Source organism: Pseudomonas sp. LH21, assembly GCF_036549575.1.
Taxonomy (GTDB): Bacteria; Pseudomonadota; Gammaproteobacteria; order Pseudomonadales; family Pseudomonadaceae; genus Aquipseudomonas; species Aquipseudomonas peradeniyensis.
Genome location: NZ_CP144367.1, coordinates 2,906,277 through 2,922,576, shown reverse-complemented (window position 1 = coordinate 2,922,576; position 16,300 = coordinate 2,906,277). Strand labels below are relative to the sequence as shown.

General features: G+C 66.6%; 17 protein-coding genes and 1 pseudogene. 12 read left to right on the top strand and 6 right to left on the bottom strand.

Annotation, left to right across the window (positions count from 1 at the left end; all coding sequences use genetic code 11):
- Positions 1-169: 169 nt before the first annotated feature.
- Positions 170-1,381, top strand: coding sequence for a multidrug effflux MFS transporter (locus VUG52_RS13275; protein ID WP_331833092.1), 1,212 nt, complete (start codon positions 170-172; stop codon positions 1,379-1,381).
- A 5-nt stretch (positions 1,382-1,386) separates the two neighbouring features.
- Entirely contained in the window at positions 1,387-1,983 is a 597-nt protein-coding gene (locus VUG52_RS13270) for a TetR/AcrR family transcriptional regulator (RefSeq protein WP_331833091.1), read from the top strand.
- Between the two features lie 108 nt (positions 1,984-2,091).
- On the opposite strand, the gene hpaR is transcribed toward VUG52_RS13270, so the two are convergent.
- On the bottom strand, positions 2,092-2,514 hold the full coding sequence (gene hpaR, locus VUG52_RS13265) for a homoprotocatechuate degradation operon regulator HpaR (protein ID WP_050705653.1): 423 nt from the start codon (positions 2,512-2,514) through the stop codon (positions 2,092-2,094).
- A 171-nt stretch (positions 2,515-2,685) separates the two neighbouring features.
- Complete coding sequence (gene hpaA / locus VUG52_RS13260; protein WP_331833090.1) at positions 2,686-3,588, bottom strand: 4-hydroxyphenylacetate catabolism regulatory protein HpaA; 903 nt, start codon at positions 3,586-3,588, stop codon at positions 2,686-2,688.
- Between the two features lie 162 nt (positions 3,589-3,750).
- Here hpaA and VUG52_RS13255 point away from each other — a divergent pair, with 162 nt between their 5' ends.
- The 8 genes from VUG52_RS13255 to VUG52_RS13220 all read left to right on the top strand — a co-directional run bounded on the left by VUG52_RS13255 (position 3,751) and on the right by VUG52_RS13220 (position 10,924).
- Positions 3,751-4,425, top strand: a complete 675-nt coding sequence (locus VUG52_RS13255) for a fumarylacetoacetate hydrolase family protein (RefSeq protein ID WP_331833089.1) — start codon at positions 3,751-3,753, stop codon at positions 4,423-4,425.
- A complete protein-coding gene (locus VUG52_RS13250; protein ID WP_331833088.1) occupies positions 4,422-5,201 on the top strand; it encodes a fumarylacetoacetate hydrolase family protein in 780 nt (259 codons plus the stop codon). Before VUG52_RS13255 ends, VUG52_RS13250 begins: the two co-directional genes overlap by 4 nt.
- Positions 5,198-6,658: a 5-carboxymethyl-2-hydroxymuconate semialdehyde dehydrogenase gene (gene hpaE / locus VUG52_RS13245; protein ID WP_262974511.1), complete on the top strand. Its 1,461-nt coding sequence runs from the start codon at positions 5,198-5,200 to the stop codon at positions 6,656-6,658. The genes VUG52_RS13250 and hpaE overlap by 4 nt, the downstream gene beginning before the upstream one ends.
- A 91-nt stretch (positions 6,659-6,749) precedes the next feature.
- Positions 6,750-7,673: a 3,4-dihydroxyphenylacetate 2,3-dioxygenase gene (gene hpaD / locus VUG52_RS13240; RefSeq protein WP_050705649.1), complete on the top strand. Its 924-nt coding sequence runs from the start codon at positions 6,750-6,752 to the stop codon at positions 7,671-7,673.
- An 11-nt stretch (positions 7,674-7,684) separates the two neighbouring features.
- The gene (locus VUG52_RS13235; protein WP_050705648.1) at positions 7,685-8,095 is read left to right on the top strand and encodes a 5-carboxymethyl-2-hydroxymuconate Delta-isomerase; all 411 of its coding nucleotides are present in this window, start codon (positions 7,685-7,687) and stop codon (positions 8,093-8,095) included.
- Positions 8,096-8,102: 7 nt separating this feature from the next.
- Positions 8,103-8,906, top strand: a complete 804-nt coding sequence (hpaH, locus tag VUG52_RS13230) for a 2-oxo-hept-4-ene-1,7-dioate hydratase (RefSeq protein WP_331833086.1) — start codon at positions 8,103-8,105, stop codon at positions 8,904-8,906.
- 135 nt (positions 8,907-9,041) lie between these two features.
- A complete protein-coding gene (gene hpaI, locus VUG52_RS13225; protein ID WP_050705646.1) occupies positions 9,042-9,842 on the top strand; it encodes a 4-hydroxy-2-oxoheptanedioate aldolase in 801 nt (266 codons plus the stop codon).
- A 122-nt stretch (positions 9,843-9,964) separates the two neighbouring features.
- Positions 9,965-10,924, top strand: coding sequence for a ribonuclease Z (locus tag VUG52_RS13220; protein ID WP_050705645.1), 960 nt, complete (start codon positions 9,965-9,967; stop codon positions 10,922-10,924).
- Between the two features lie 154 nt (positions 10,925-11,078).
- Here VUG52_RS13220 and VUG52_RS13215 read toward each other — a convergent pair whose 3' ends face one another.
- Both VUG52_RS13215 and VUG52_RS13210 read right to left on the bottom strand, forming a co-directional pair.
- Positions 11,079-12,647: a sensor domain-containing diguanylate cyclase gene (locus VUG52_RS13215; RefSeq protein ID WP_262952477.1), complete on the bottom strand. Its 1,569-nt coding sequence runs from the start codon at positions 12,645-12,647 to the stop codon at positions 11,079-11,081.
- Between the two features lie 192 nt (positions 12,648-12,839).
- Positions 12,840-13,718 carry a LysR family transcriptional regulator gene (locus VUG52_RS13210; RefSeq protein ID WP_050705643.1) on the bottom strand — a complete coding sequence of 293 codons (879 nt, stop codon included), beginning with the start codon at positions 13,716-13,718 and terminating at the stop codon, positions 12,840-12,842.
- A gap of 108 nt (positions 13,719-13,826) precedes the next feature.
- On the opposite strand from VUG52_RS13210, the gene VUG52_RS13205 reads away from it, so the two are divergent.
- On the top strand, positions 13,827-14,801 hold the full coding sequence (locus tag VUG52_RS13205; protein ID WP_050705642.1) for a polysaccharide deacetylase family protein: 975 nt from the start codon (positions 13,827-13,829) through the stop codon (positions 14,799-14,801).
- 135 nt (positions 14,802-14,936) lie between these two features.
- On the opposite strand, the gene VUG52_RS13200 is transcribed toward VUG52_RS13205, so the two are convergent.
- Positions 14,937-15,491: an ester cyclase gene (locus tag VUG52_RS13200; protein ID WP_050705641.1), complete on the bottom strand. Its 555-nt coding sequence runs from the start codon at positions 15,489-15,491 to the stop codon at positions 14,937-14,939.
- Between the two features lie 127 nt (positions 15,492-15,618).
- Here VUG52_RS13200 and VUG52_RS13195 point away from each other — a divergent pair, with 127 nt between their 5' ends.
- A complete protein-coding gene (locus VUG52_RS13195) occupies positions 15,619-16,032 on the top strand; it encodes a winged helix-turn-helix transcriptional regulator (RefSeq protein ID WP_050705640.1) in 414 nt (137 codons plus the stop codon).
- Positions 16,033-16,178: 146 nt separating this feature from the next.
- Here VUG52_RS13195 and VUG52_RS27270 read toward each other — a convergent pair.
- Positions 16,179-16,288 (bottom strand): annotated as a pseudogene (locus VUG52_RS27270) (curli production assembly/transport protein CsgG); the annotation flags it as partial.
- Between the last annotated feature and the right edge of the window lie 12 nt (positions 16,289-16,300).

The window sequence follows — 16,300 nt, the reverse complement described above, 5'->3', positions numbered from 1 at the left end:
GAGGGATTCGGATTATTCCGGGGTGATCGGACCGGTGGCGCTAAACATGCCAATGCCCTGTATCTGGGACGCAAGCGGACGCAGGCATGGTTGACCCTTTCACGCACTCTGGCATAATCCGCACAACCTACCGGTCGGTAGGTTTATTTTTCTAACGGATTTCCCAGTCATGCCTGCCTCCAACCTGCGTTTCGCCGCATCCCTCGCCCTGATCGGCGCCCTCGGCCCTTCAGCCATCGACATGTACTTGGCCAGCCTGCCGGAAATGGCTCGCGACTTCGCCACCGGCTATACCCAGGTGCAGTTGACCCTGACCGTGTTCCTGCTGGCGATGGGCGCCGGCCAGTTGCTGTTCGGCCCCGTGGTCGATGCCCTGGGCCGCCGTCGTCCGCTGCTCGCGGGACTGATGGTGTTCAGCCTGGCCTCCCTCGGCGCGGCCGCCGCGCCTTCGTTGGACCTGCTGCTGATCGCACGCCTGGTCCAGGGCCTGGCCAGCGCGCTGACGCTGGTGGTGATCATGAGCATGGTGCGCGACAGCGCCGACGGCGCGCGGGCGGCGCAGATCTTCGCCCTGCTGATGACCATCGAAGGCCTGGCGCCGATACTCGCCCCGGCACTGGGCGGGGTGATCGACGCGGCCTATGGCTGGCGGGCGATCATGCTGGTGCTGGCCGGGCTGGGGCTGCTGACCCTGCTCAATTCGATGCTGACGCTTGGCGAGACCTTGCCTGCAGGGCAGCGGGTACGCCTGGCGCCGACCCGCGCATGGCGCACCTATGCGCGCATCGCCGCCGACGGCACGTTCCTGCGTCCGGCCCTGGCCTTGTCGGCGGTGTTCTTCTTCCTGTTTGCCTACATCGCCGGCTCCGCCTACGTGTACCAGCAGCACTTCGGCCTTTCCAGCGCCCACTTCGGCCTGCTGTTCGGGGGCTGTGGCGTGGCCATCCTGCTCGGCGCGGCGCTGTCCGGTTACTGGGTGACGCGCCACGGCGTGGCTCGCGTGGCCTGGTGGGGCGCGCTGTGCATGGGCGGCGGCGCGCTGCTGACGGTGTCCGCCGGGCTGACCGGCGCGGGCCTGCCGCTGCTGCTGGCGGGCGTGGTAGTGGCGCTGTTCGGCCTGGGCATTTGCGAGGCCACCTTGATGGCCTTGGCCATGTCGTCGCAACAACGTGACGTCGGCTCTACCGCAGCCCTGCTCGGCGCCCTGCAACTGGTGATCTCGTCCAGTGCCACACCGTTGGCCGGGCACCTGGCCACACTGGGGCCGCTGGCCTGGGCCTGGCTGCTGGCGGCCGCTGCCCTGGTCATCGTCGGTTTGACCCGCGCCGCCGTGGCAAAGACAATCAGCGCCTCGCCCCATCCCAGCGTCAACCCGGAGTGACCGCCTTGAAAGCCCTGACCCCTTCCGCCGCGCGCATCTGCGACCATGCCGTCGAGCACTTTGCCGAACACGGCTACGACGGCTCGTCGCTGAACGAGATCGCCGCCCTGGCGGGCATTCGCAAGGCCTCGCTCTATGCCCATTTCGCTAACAAGGATGCGTTGTTCGTGCACGCCTTCGAACGGGCGCTGGCAGACGAGACCGCCTACGTCGAGGCCGGATTCGGCCACGAGGCGGCGGGCCGCGAGGCACCGGGACACTGGCACCCGCTGCACCTGGCCGAGCGCTACGCCGCCTCGGCCAACCTGCGCTTCGTGCTGCGCACGGCGTTCCTGCCGCCTGCGCCGATCCGCTCGATCGTCACCAGCGGCTTCGAGGCCTACCTGGAGCAGATTCGCCTGGGCTTCTGCCAGGCGCTGCGCGAGCGCCACGTCTGGGCCCGCAGCGATGGCAACAAGCTGGAACTGTATGGCGATGCGTACCTGGGGATCATCGACAGCCTGCATGTGGAGCTGCTGTATGCGAACCCGGCGGTGTATGCGCGGCGGGCGGCTTCGTTGCTGAAGATTCTCGATGATTCGCTGTATCTTGCCGGTCTGTAGGGTGACCCTGTACAGGATTCAAGGGCCCTATCGCGGGGCAAGCCCGCTCCCACGTTTACCCGTGGGAGCGGGCTTGCCCCGCGATGGCGGTGGTCAGTGCTCGCGCCATCAGGGCCTGACCTTCTTGAGCTCGTTCAACAACTCCATCAACTTCTCCAACTTGTCCTCGCCGAACTGGCGCTGGATCTCCTGGTAGTTGCGCTCCATCTCCTCGCTCATGGCCAGGAACGCCTGCTGGCCGCGCACGGTCAGGCTGATGAAGATCCGTCGCTGGTCCTCCGGCGACTTGCGCCGGCCCACCAGGCCGTCGCGCTCCAGGCGCTTGAGCACGCCGCTCATGCTCGGTTTGAGAATGCAGGCCAGGTCCGCCAGCTGGTGGCTTTCCAACTCACCCTGCTGGCGCAGGATGCGGATCACCCGCCACTGCTGCTCGGTCAGGTCATGGGCATTGAGGGCCGGACGGAAGAACGCCATGGTCGCTTCGCGGGCCTGCAATAGGGTCAACGTCAGGGAAGGTCTAGGATTGGTCATCAGGATAAACGGCTGGTTTTATTAAGATATTAATAAAGTGAAAACCATTTTCACCCGTGCTGTCCAGCCCCTGTGAAAAGTACCAGCGCTCCCGGCAAACGCCCATTCTCCAGGCGCCACCTTCGTTGCACGATCAGTTGAAGCCCGCAGCCCGGAAGTGGTCGCCTCATGTCAACGCAATCCCGCCTGACGCTGGCGGTACTCCCCCGGCGTCATCTGCGCATGGCGCTGGAAGAAGCGGCTGAAATACGCCGGATCCTTGAACCCCAGCCGGTAGCAGATCTCGTTGGCCGAACCGCCGGTGTACAGCAGCAATCGCCGCGCCTCCTGCATCAGCCGTTCGAACACCAGGCGCTTGGACGGCAGGTCGGCCATGCGCCGGCACACATCGTTCAGCCGCGCCTCGGTCACCCCCAGCGCCGCCGCATAGGCCGGCAGCGTCCAGTGGTCGAGGTAATGACGCTCGATCAGCTCGTTGAAACGATGGAACAGTTGCAGGTCCTCGTGCCGCGCGGGCGTGGCCTCCAGGGAATTGGCGCCCAGGCGCAGCAGGCTGATCATCACCAGGCGTGCCAGGTCCTGCACGGCGGTGCCCTGCCCGGCCTGGCCATGGCCGATTTCGTCACCGAGCAGGTCGAACAGCTGCTCCAGGCGCCGCACTTCCCCGGCCGCCGCGCCCTGCAGGTGACCGAGGGCGACGCAGGCCGATTGCAGTCGCGGGCCCAACGCCAGCCCAGGCTCGGCCTGCAGCAGTTGCCAGACCAGTTGCTGACGCACGGTCAGCACATGGCCGTCGGCGTCGGCTTCTGTGACGAAGGCATGGGGAATGGTCGGCGGGGTGAGGAAGAACATCGGCCCGGACTCGTGGTAGCGCTGCTCATCCAGATACACCCGTACGCTGCCGGTCTTGACGTAGTGCACCTGGAAGAAGCGGTCGTGGCGGTGCACCGGCATGTTGCGACCGAAGAAACCGGCCAGGTTGCCCAGGCGGTCGTAGTGCACCTCGCTGTCGCTGTAGCGCTGGTCGTAGACCCGACCGATGTTGATGTTGGGGATCGGCTGTCGTTCTTTCATTGTTGTTCTCGCAGCGGTGAAACGCGCCGGGGAAACCATCGTAGCACCACCGGCCAGCGGTGGACGCCTTGACGATCGTTAACATATTAAATATAACGTTAACACATTAACAAAAACACCACGAGGCGCCCCTGGTCGCCTCAATCACCGCAGGAGAAAAGCATGAGCCGTGCCTTGCACGAGGTCGCCAACGGCAGCTTGTTCGGCGTCGCCCTGAACTACCAGGGCCTGCTGCAGCAGCATCTGGCATCCTTCCATGAAGCGCCGTACCGGCAGCCGCCGGTCAAGCCGGTGCTGTTCATCAAGACCCCGAACACCCGCAACGAGCATGCCCGACCGGTAACCTACCCTTCGGCAGTCGATCGCCTGCAACCCGGCCCCGCGCTGGGCGTGGTGATAGGCAAGGACGCCAGCCGCGTCAGCGTCGAAAACGCCCTCGCGCATGTGGCCGGCTACACCATCGTCAACGAGTTCAGCCTGCCCGAGGACAGTTACTACCGCCCGGCGGTCAAGGCAAAGTGCCGCGACGGCTTCTGCGCCATCGGCCCGCAACTGGTGCCCGCCGCGCAGGTCGGCAACCCCGACGCGCTGGGCATCCGCCTGTGGGTCAACGGTGAGCTGCGCCAGCAGAACAACACCGCCAACTGCGTGCGCGGCGTGGCCCGGCTGATCGCCGAGATCAGCGAGTTCATGACCCTGCATGCCGGCGACGTGCTGATCACCGGCACCCCCGAAGGCCGCGTCGATGTGCTGCCCGGCGACCGGGTGACGGTCGAGATCGACGGCCTCGGCCAGCTGACCAACCCCATCGTCGCCGAACAAGGACTCGCCCCATGAAGCACGCCCGTATCCAGTTCGATGGCCAGGTCCATCAGGTCACCGTCGAGGACGACCAGCACCTGCGCCTGGCCGATGGCCGCCTGGTCCATGCCGACCAGGTCACCTGGTTGCCGCCGGCCACCGGCAACATGTTCGCCCTGGGCCTGAACTACGCCGACCACGCCGCCGAGCTGGCCTTCACCCCGCCCACCGAACCGCTGGCCTTCATCAAGTCGCCGGGTACCTACACCGGGCACGAGCAGGTCACCTGGCGCCCGGACAACGTCAAGTACATGCACTACGAGTGCGAGCTGGTGGCGGTGATCGGCAAGCCGGCGCGCAACGTCCGGCGCGAGGACGCCCTCGCCTACCTGGCCGGCTACACGGTGTGCAACGACTACGCCATCCGCGACTATCTGGAGAACTACTACCGCCCCAACCTGCGGGTGAAGAACCGCGACGCCACCACCCCAGTGGGTCCGTGGATCGTCGACGTCGCCGACGTGCCGGATCCGTCGAAGCTGACGCTGCGCACCTGGATCAACGGCGAGCTGAAACAGCAAGGCAGCACCGCCGACATGATCTTCGACATCCCCTACCTGATCGAATACTTCTCCAGCTTCATGACCCTGCAGCCCGGCGACATGATCGCCACCGGCACCCCGGAAGGCCTGGCCGACGTGGTGCCGGGCGACGAAGTGGTGGTGGAAGTGCAAGGCGTCGGCCGCCTGGTCAACCGAATCGTCAGCGAAGCCGAGTTCTTCGCCCGCAAAGCACACGAGGCAACAGCATGATCAAGCACTGGATCAACGGCCGCGAAGTCGAGAGCCGCGACACTTTCATCAACTACAACCCGGCCACCGGCGAAGCCATCGGCGAAGTCGCCAGCGGCGGCGCCGAGGAAGTCGCCCTGGCCGTGGCCGCGGCCAAGGAAGCCTTCCCGAAATGGGCCAATACACCGGCCAAGGAGCGCGCCCGGCTGATGCGTCGCCTGGGCGAACTGATCGAGCAGAACGTGCCACAGCTGGCCGAGCTGGAGACCCTGGACACCGGCCTGCCGATCCACCAGACGCGCAACGTGCTGATCCCGCGCGCCTCGCACAATTTCGACTTCTTCGCCGAGGTGTGCACGCGCATGGACGGCCACACCTACCCGGTGGACGACCAGATGCTCAACTACACCCTGTACCAGCCGGTGGGCGTGTGCGGGCTGGTGTCGCCCTGGAACGTGCCGTTCATGACCGCCACCTGGAAGACCGCGCCATGCCTGGCCCTGGGCAACACCGCGGTGCTGAAGATGAGCGAGCTGTCGCCGCTGACCGCCAATGAGCTGGGACGCCTGGCGGTCGAGGCCGGTATCCCCAATGGCGTGCTCAACGTCATCCAGGGCTACGGCGCCACCGCCGGCGATGCCCTGGTGCGCCACCCGGACGTGCGCGCCATCTCCTTCACCGGCGGCACCGCCACCGGCCGCAAGATCATGCAGACGGCGGGCCTTAAGAAGTACTCCATGGAGCTGGGCGGCAAATCGCCAGTACTGGTCTTCGAGGACGCCGACCTGGACCGTGCCCTGGACGCCGCGCTGTTCACGATCTTCTCGCTCAACGGCGAGCGCTGCACCGCCGGCAGCCGCATCTTCATCCAGGAAAGCGTGTACCCGCAGTTCGTCGCCGAGTTCGCCGCCCGCGCCAGGCGCCTGATCGTCGGTGACCCGACCGATCCGAAGACCCAGGTCGGCTCGATGATCACCCAGCAGCACTACGACAAGGTCACCGGCTACATCCGCATCGGCCTCGAGGAAGGCGCACGCCTGGTGGCCGGTGGCCTGGAGCGTCCGGCCGGGCTGCCGGCGCACCTGGCCAAGGGGCAGTTTATCCAGCCGACGGTGTTCGCCGATGTGGACAACTCGATGCGTATCGCCCAGGAAGAGATCTTCGGCCCGGTGGTCTGCCTGATCCCGTTCAAGGACGAGGCCGAGGCGCTGCGGCTGGCCAACGACACCGAATACGGCCTGGCCTCATACATCTGGACCCAGGACATTGGCAAGGCCCACCGCCTGGCCCGCGGCATCGAGGCGGGCATGGTGTTCATCAACAGCCAGAACGTGCGCGACCTGCGCCAGCCGTTCGGCGGGGTGAAAGGCTCGGGCACCGGGCGCGAAGGTGGGCAATACAGCTTCGAGGTCTTCGCCGAGATCAAGAACGTGTGTATATCCATGGGTAGCCATCACATTCCGCGCTGGGGCATCTGACGTCATCGCGGGGCAAGCCCGTTCCTACAAGCCAATGTGGGAGCGGGCTTGCCCCGCGATGCGGCCACAACAACAATCACAGGAGATTCCCATGGGCAAACTCGCTCTCGCCGCCAAGATCACCCATGTACCCTCGATGTACCTGTCCGAACTGCCCGGCCCGCGCCAGGGCTTTCGCCAGGCGGCCATCGACGGCCACCACGAGATCGGCCGGCGCTGCCGCGAATTGGACGTGGACACCATCGTCGTGTTCGACACCCACTGGCTGGTCAACGCCAACTACCACATCAACTGCGCCGCGCATTTCGAGGGCCTGTACACCAGCAACGAACTGCCGCACTTCATCGCCAACATGGACTACGGCTTCCCCGGCAACCCCGAACTGGGGCGGATCCTCGCCGAGGAATGCAACCGCCTGGGCGTGGAGACCATGGCCCACGACGCCACCACCCTGGCCCCGGAATACGGCACCCTGGTGCCGATGCGCTACATGAACGCCGACCGTCACTTCAAGGTGATCTCGGTCTCGGCGCTGTGCACCTCGCACTACCTCAACGACAGCGCGCGCCTGGGCTGGGCCATGCGCAAAGCAGTCGAGAACCACTACGACGGCAGCGTGGCCTTCCTCGCCAGCGGCTCGCTGTCGCACCGCTTCGCCCAGAACGGCCAGGCCCCGGACTTTGCCACCAAGGTATGGAGCCCCTTCCTGGAGACCCTCGACCACCGCGTGGTGCGCATGTGGCAGGACGGCGACTGGGCCGACTTCTGCGCGATGCTGCCCGAGTACGCGGTCAAGGGTCACGGCGAAGGTTTCATGCACGACACCGCCATGCTGCTCGGCGCCCTGGGCTGGTCGCAGTACGACGGCAAGGCCGAGGTGGTGACGCCGTACTTCGGCTCCTCCGGCACCGGCCAGATCAACGCGATCTTCCCGGTCACCCCTCAGGACGGCAGCACGATCCCCGCCGCCCAGGCCTCGAACCCGGCCGGTGTCACCGCCACCAGCCGCCTGTAAGGAGCACCGTCATGCCCCATCTGGTCCTGCTCTACAGCCCGGACATCGAAGCCGACGCCGATATGCCCGGCCTGTGCCGCGCCCTGGCCGAGTGCATGCTCGCCCAGCGCGATGAAGATGATCGACAGGTGTTCCCCACCGGCGGCACCCGCGTGCTGGCCTACCCGGCCGCCCATGCGGCGATCGCCGATGGCCGCGGCGACTACGGCTTCGTCTACGCCAACCTGCGCATGGGCAGCGGTCGCAGCGCTGCGGTGCACCGGCAGGTCGGCGATGCGCTGCTGGCGGTGCTGCGTCGGCAGCTGGACGCGCTGCTGGAACGTCGCCCGGTCGGCGTGACCCTGCAGATCGATGAAAGCCAGGCGCAGGTGTACGACGCCAAGCACAGCAGCCTGCATCCCCTGTTCACCCGTCAGCCCTGAGGTCTCCATGCTCGACGCCCGCATCATCCAGCAAGCCGCCGCCCGCCTCGACCAGGCCGAACGCATCCGCGAACAGGTCGGCCAGTTCTCCCTGGAATACCCCTCGATCAGCATCGAGGACGCCTACGCCATCCAGCGCGCCTGGGTGGCGCAGAAGATCAAGGACGGCCGCAAGCTGGTCGGCCACAAGATCGGCCTGACTTCCCGGGCCATGCAGGTCTCCTCGAACATCACCGAGCCGGACTACGGCGCGCTGCTCGACGACATGCTGTTCGACGAAGGCAGCGACATTCCCTTCGAGCGCTTCATCGTGCCGCGGGTCGAGGTGGAGCTGGCGTTCATCCTCGGCAAGCCGCTAAAGGGGCCGAACGTGACCCTGTTCGACGTGCTCGACGCCACCGAGTGGGTGATTCCGGCCCTGGAGATCATCGATGCGCGCATCCAGCAGGTCGACCCGTTCAGCGGCGCCACCCGCAAGGTGTTCGACACCATCTCCGACAATGCCGCCAACGCCGGCGTGGTCATGGGCGGTCGCGCCGTGCGCCCGGGCGACGTCGACCTGCGCAAGGTGCCGGCGGTGCTGTACCGCAACGGCGTGATCGAGGAGTCCGGCGTGTCGGCGGCGGTGCTCAACCACCCGGCCAAGGGCGTGGCCTGGCTGGCCAACAAGCTGGCGCCATACGACGTGGGCCTCGAAGCCGGCCAGATCATTCTCGGCGGCTCGTTCACCCGCCCAGTGGCCGCCCGCCCCGGCGATACCTTCCACGTCGACTACGATCAACTCGGTTCGATCGCCTGCCGATTCGTCTGACGCCTGCCCAGACAGCAGAGATTCCTGTGGGAGCGGGTTTACCCGCGAAAGCATCATCAGCATCGCCATCGCATTCGCGGGTGAACCCGCTCCCACAGAGCACCTGCGAATCCACACGTTCACCGAGGACCGCCCATGGACATGCCCATCAACACCTTCAAGCAACGCCTGCGCGCTGGCCAGGCGCAGATCGGCCTGTGGCTCGGCCTGGCCGACCCGTACTGCGCGGAGCTGGCGGCCAATGCCGGTTTCGACTGGCTGCTGCTCGACGGCGAGCACGCGCCCAACGACCTGCGCAGCCTGCTCGGCCAGTTGCAGGCGGTGGCGCCCTACCCGGCCCAACCCATCGTGCGCCCGGTGATCGGCGATACCGCGCTGATCAAGCAATTGCTGGATATCGGCGCGCAGACCCTGCTGGTGCCCATGGTCGAAAGCGCCGAGCAGGCACGCCAGCTGGTGCGGGCGATGCACTACCCGCCCCACGGCGTGCGCGGTGTCGGCAGCGCGTTGGCACGAGCATCGCGCTGGAACAGCCTGCCCGACTACCTGGACCAGGCCGACGAACAGATGTGCCTGCTGGTGCAGGTGGAGAACCGCGAAGGCCTGGCCAACCTCGATGCGATCTGCGCTGTCGAAGGCGTCGATGGCGTGTTCATCGGCCCCGCCGACCTCAGCGCGGCCATGGGACACCGGGGTAATCCGGGGCATCCCGAAGTGCAGGCCGCCATCGACGACGCCATCGTGCGCATCGGTCGCGCCGGCAAGGCGGCGGGAATCCTCAGTGCCGACGAGACGCTGGCGCGACATTACATCGAACTGGGCGCGGCGTTCGTCGCGGTCGGGGTGGACACCACGGTGCTGATGCGCGGCTTGCAGAGGTTGGCGGGCAAGTTCAAGGAAGGGGCCGCTACCATCGCCCAGGGCGGTGTCTACTAGTCCGGCCTGGTAGCGCGTAAGCTCGATGTTGGGAGCGCACTGGCCCCTGCGACAGTGCCATGCTAGCCTCCGCGCGCCCCGCCCTGCGGGGTCGCAACAACATCGAATCAAGGAGTCAGGCAATGGACCTGCAGTTTCTGGGCACCTCTTCCGGTGTGCCCACCAAGGCCCGCAACGTCAGTGCGACCGCGGTCATCGAATCCTCAGGCACCGGCTGGTACCTGGTCGATTGCGGCGAAGGTACCCAACACCAGTTGCTGCACAGCCCGCTGTCGGTGCGCGACCTGCGCGCCATCCTCATCACCCATGTGCACGGCGACCACTGCTTCGGCTTGCCGGGGCTGCTGGCCAGTGCCGGCATGTCGGGGCGCAAGGAACCCTTGCAGCTGGTGCTGCCGGCCGAGCTTCAGGCCTGGGTGCGCCAGAGCCTGGCGGTCAGCGATACCTACCTGCCCTTCGAGCTGCAGATGCAGCCGGTCGAGACCTTCACCGGGCTGGAACATGGCAATGTGCAGATCGGTGTGGTCGAGCTGTCGCACCGGGTGCCGTCCTACGGTTTCGTGTTCGAGGAGCGTGACCCAGAGCCACGGCTGGACACCCAGCGCCTGCAGGCCGACGGCATCCCCGCCGGGCCGTTGTGGGGGCAACTGGCCCGTGGCAGGACTGTCGAGCACGAGGGACGCCAGCTCGATCCGCAGGCCTACCTGCAACCGACGCGCCCGGCGCAGCGGATCATCGTCTGCGGCGACAACGACCGCCCGGAGCTGTTGAGCACGCTGGCGGCGAACGTGGATGTGCTGGTCCATGAGGCGACCTTCACCCAGCCGGTGGTCGAGCGTGCCCAGGCCACCTTCGGCCACAGCACCGCTGCAGCGGTGGCGCGCTTTGCCGAAACGGCGGGCGTGAAGAATTTGGTGCTGACGCATTTCAGTGCCCGCTACCAGTCGGGCGGCGGGCGTGGTGGCTCCATCGAGGAGGTGCGTGAAGAGGCTCAGGCGCACTACAACGGGCACCTGACCCTGGCCCGCGACCTGCAGCGTTATCGGCTTGGCCGTGATGGGGTGTTGGTCGAGGTGGAGTAACGCCCCGGACGGGGACCTATCGTGGGAGCGGGCTTGCCCCGCGATGAGGCCTGTCCAGGCACCTTCATTGCCTGATCGGACGCTATCGCGGGGCAAGCCCGCTCCCACGACAGACCGCACAATGCTACTGATTCCTGGGCGATCTCCTGCCGCGTCAATGCGCCGGATGTTTCTCCACGCTGGCCGCCAGGCAGTAGCGATCCCGCCCCTGACGCTTGGCTTCATAAAGCGCCGCATCCGCCGCCGCCATCAGGTTCTCCGGGGTCACCGTCTCCAGCGTCGGTGCGCCCACCGCAATACCGGCACTGGCCGTGACATGCCCCAACGGGCTGCCGGCATGCTCGATGCCCAGCCGGCGCAACAGTTGCAGGATCTCCTGGACGATCTGGCTGGCCCCCTGGACATCGGTATCAGGCAACAACAGGGTGAACTCCTCGCCACCGTAACGCACCGCCAGGTCCCCCGGGCGCTTGAGCGCCTGTCGCAACAGCTCGGCGAAACGCCGCAGGCACTGGTCGCCCGCCGGGTGGCCGTAGCGGTCGTTGTAGGCCTTGAAGTAATCCAGGTCGAGCATCACCAGTGCCAGCGGCCGGCCCTGGCGCCGTGCCCGGCGGATCTCCGGCTCGAACACCGCGTCCAGCCGCCGGCGGTTGCCCAGCCCGGTCAGGCTGTCGCTCAGGGCCAGCGCCTTGAGGGTCTGGTGGGCCTGGTGCAGCGCACGCTCGATGGCGATGCGCTCGCGCAACTGGCGCAGGACGATCCAACCGAAGCCGGCCAGGCCGACCAGCAGCAGGACCAGCAGCGCCACCGACTTGAGCATATCGTGCCGCCAGGGCCCGACGATCGACTCGCGGGACAGGCCCGCCTGCACCACCAACGGGTAGCTGGACAGCGCGCGGAACGCGTACAACCGGGTTGTGCCGTCGACCACCGCCACCGCCTCGGCCACCCCTTCGCTAGCATAGGGCAGGTGGCGTCGGAAGATCTCGCTGCCAGCCAGACTGCGACCGATGACCTGCTCGACGAACGGCCGGCGCACGAGGATGGTGCCGTCGCGCTTGGCCAGCACCAGGGCGCCACGTTCATCGATCTTGAAATCACCGTAGTAACGCACGAACCAGTCGACCTTGATGGTGCCCAGCAGCACCCCGGCGAAGCGCCCATCGGGCAGGTCCAGGCGCCGCGAGATGGGGATGATCAGGTCGCCCGTGGAACGGCTGCGCACCACGGAGCCGATACGCACCTGGCGATCGGCGTGGGTCTGGTGGTAGATGAAATAGTCGCGGTCGGCGTTATTGGCCCCCGGCGGTACGGCATCCTTGTCGGTGACGATCCAGCTGCCATCGGCGCCATAGACGAACAGGCCGTGCAACTGCGGCATGATCCGCGCCTGTTGCTTTAACAGGGCGTGCATCCGCGGTCGATCGACATGGGCAATGCCATCGCCTTCGAGGCGCTCGGCCAGGACCGCGGTGATCGCGTCCACCTGGCGGATGGCGTCCTCGGCGTGCTGGGCCGTGGCCCGGGCCAGGTTGGTGACCGCATTCTCGGCATCGCCGAACGCCTGCCGGTACTCGCGCCAGATCCGCCAGCCCTCGATCAGCACGAATGCCAGCATGACCACCGCCATGAAACCCAGCACCAGGCGGAACAACGACACGGCGCGGCCCTCGCCGGTCACCGCGAAGACGCCGTCATCAGTGTGTTTCCTGGCTGCTGCCATCAAAGTCCCTTGTCGTCACGCACTGGCCGCTCATCACTATAGTTCAGACAAGCCACTGTCTATCACCTGTAGGAGCGGCCTTGTGCCGCGAAAGGGCCGCAGAGCGGCCCCGCGATCTATGCATGAGTGTTGAAACCCAGGGGCCGCTTTGCGGCCCTTTCGCGGCACAAGGCCGCTCCTACAAGTGCCCGTTCAACCAAGCTCCGTCATGATCGCCTCCATCAGCGCCCGCACTCGCCTCGGCTGCACCCGGGTCGGCGGATAGACGATCTGCAGCGCCACCGGTCCGGCGCTGAACTCGCCCAGCACCTCCACCAGCCTGCCACTGTCCAGGTCATCCTGCACGTCACGCAGCGACTTCAGGCACAGGCCATGCCCGTCCACAGCCCAGCGCCGCACCTGCTCGCCGTTGTTGGCAACCCGCCGGCCGCGCACGCTGACCGGATGCGCCACCGCGTCCAGGCGAAACGGCCAGACCCGCTCGGTATGGATGCCGAAGCGCATGACGATACAGTCGTGCCGCGCCAGGTCGTCCGGGTGCAGCGGTGTGCCGTACCGATTCAGGTATTCAGGCGCGGCGCATACCACCCGGCGGTTGTCGCCCAGCGCTCGGGCGCGCAGGGAGCTGTCGGCCAATGTGCCATAGCGGATGGCGAAGTCGATGCCCTGCCCGACAAGGTCGACGTAGCCATCAGTCAGGTCCAGGTCGATCGACACGTCGGGGTGCGCCTCCAGGAAGCGGTCAAGCAACGGTGCGATGCAGTGCCGACCGAGATCCACCGGGGCGCTCAGGCGCACCAGCCCGGAGATCTTCTGCTGGCCGTGACGCAGCTGGCTCTGAAGCTCGTCAGCCTCGGCCAGTAGGCGCCGGGCGCCGTCGGCCAGCAGGCGACCGGCGTCGGTCAGGCTGAGCGAGCGGGTGCTGCGGGTCAGCAACGCCACCCCGTAATGTGCCTCCAGCGCCGACAGGCGCTCGGACACGGTGGCCGGTGACAGCCCACGCTCACGGCCCGCCGCCGACAGGCTGCCCTTCTCGATGATGGTGAGGAACAACGCCAGTTGATCCAGCATGGCTTTCGATTTTTCCGAAATATGATTTTGCCTTTCGGCTGATTATTAGCGATTTTATCGCTAATTACACTGCCCGGCATCGAAACCCACGCACTCAGGAGCGAACCGATGACCAGCAGAAGAGACTTCATGAAAGGCACCCTCGCCGGCGGCATCGCCGTGGCGGCGGGCGCGGCACTGGCGAGCGAACCCGGCAGCAGCAACGGGGCGACGCCCGGCAACGGCGCTGGCAAGGCGTTCTGGCCCAACGGCGCGCAACTGGTGATCTCGGTGTCGTTGCAGTTCGAATCAGGTGGGCAGCCGGAGCATGCCGAAAGCCCTTTCCCTCCACTGGACCCACGCTACCCCGACACCATCGCCCCCAGCTGGTACCGCTACGGCCCGCTGGAAGGCGTGCCGCGCCTGCTCGCGCTGTTCGACCGGCACGGCATCAAGGTCACCTCGCACATGGTCGGCAAGGCCGTGGAAGCCTACCCGGAGCTGGCGGCCGAGGTGGCCCGGCGCGGTCACGAGGCCGCCGGGCACGGCCTGCACTGGGCGCCCCAGTACAGCTTGACGCCCGCCGAAGAGCGCCGCCAGTACCAGCAGGCCAGCGCCATCATCGAGCGCGTCACCGGGCAACGTCCGCTGGGCTTCAACGCGTTCTGGATGCGCCACTCCCGCGAGACCCTGAATATCCTCCAGGACCTGGGCTTCCTCTACCACATCGACGACCTGGCCCGTGACGAGCCCTCGATCACCCCGGTGCGCGGCAAGCCGTTCGCCGTGGTGCCCTACACCCTGCGTAACAACGACATCGGCCGCATCGCCGGGTCCACGGCGATGACTGGCGCGGCCTTGCTGCAGGAGCTCAAGGACGAGTTCGACGTACTGTACGCCGAAGGCCGCCAACGCCGTCGGCTGATGTCGCTGTCGGCCCATGACCGCATCGGCGGCACACCCACCGTGGTGCGGGCGCTGGACCAGTTCTTCGCCTATGCCCGCAGCCATGCAGGGGTGGCGTTCATGCGCAAGGATGAGATCGCCCGCTGGACCCTGGCCCAGGGCGATGCGCCGGTCAATCCCCCGCAGGTGTTCGGCTGATTGCAGGCCGGCCAGGCCCAACCTGTAGGAGCGGCCTTGTGCCGCGAAAGGGCTGCAAGGCAGCCCCGGCGACCTTTGCATTAAAGCTGAAATCCAGGGGCCGCTCTGCGGCCCTTTCGCGGCACAAGGCCGCTCCTACAGCCCCACCAGGCCCGCCTGGCGCATGAACGCCAGGTTGTCCTCCAGATGCCAGTCCTCGGCGATCCGGCCATCGGCGATGCGATAGATGTCCATGGCGATGAAGTCGATGGCCTGGCCCTGACCCTGGTGCTCGCCCAGCGTGCCGGTGAAATGGCCGGTAAAGCGCAGCGCCGCGGTGACCCGGTCGCCGGCGACGATCATCTGCAGCACCTCGCAGCGCAGGTCCGGCACCGCCGCGCGGAATGCCCGGGAAGCCTTCAGCGGCCCTTCGACGCCCTGTGGCCGCCCCGGCGGCAGAGTGTTGTCGCGAAAGTCGGCGGCCAGCGCGGCGCGGGCCATGGCCTCGTCGCCGGTGTTCCAGAAGGTGTCGTAGCGGCGGGCGGCGAGGATCTGCTGCTGCGCCTGGGCCGCGGGCAGGCTCTGATCGACCACCAGCGTGACCGGCGTCACCAGCTCGCTGGCGTTGCCCAGATTGGCCGCCGCAGTCAGCAGCAACGTGGAGATCCAGCGGGCGGCACGCAGCGCCGAAGCCTTGGTTTCGGTGTTCATCCTGATTTCCTTCAGTGCGTTTACAAGGGGCATGGCGCGGCCGCGAACCATGGACAACAGCCTAACCAGCCCCGACGAAGCGCTCAAGAAGGCACTTTTCACTCACCAGATTACCTTGGAGTAACCCATGGCCCACTACCGCGAATGCCCGGCCTACGACGTCTTCGCCCCGAACTGCCCGGCACGCCTGGTGCTCGACCGCCTGGCCGACAAATGGGTGCTGCTGCTCATCGACCGCCTCAGCACCGGCGAACGGGTGCGCTTCAACCAGCTACGCCGGGATATCGCCGGTGTCTCGCAGAAGGTGCTGTCGCAGACCCTGAAGAAGCTCGAGCGCGACGGCCTGGTGGAACGCCAGGTACACCCGACCGTGCCGCCCACCGTCGAATACGCCCTGACCGAACTGGGCGCGACACTGGGTGGCACGGTGGAACAACTGGCGCATTGGGCGGAGTCGAACATACCGGCGATTGTTCAGGCTCGGCAACGCTACGATAAGAGGCCGGACCCAGGATCCCCCTACAATGCACTTTCCCTGTAGGAGCGGCCTTGTGTCGCGAAAGGGCTGCAAAGCAGCCCCGGCGATCTTTGCATCAATGCGGAAATCCCGGGGCCGCTATGCGGCCCTTTCCGGCCGGTCCGACGCCTCGGCAAGGCTGCTCCTACAGAGAAGCGCGTAACCTCGACTCACGGCTGCTGATACTGACTCAGGTACTTGTCCAGCATCGCCTTGTCCCCGCCACCTGCCACAACCGCCGCTCGATTCCCTGGACCAACAGGTGGCGCACCTCAGCCTTGGCATCCCCCAT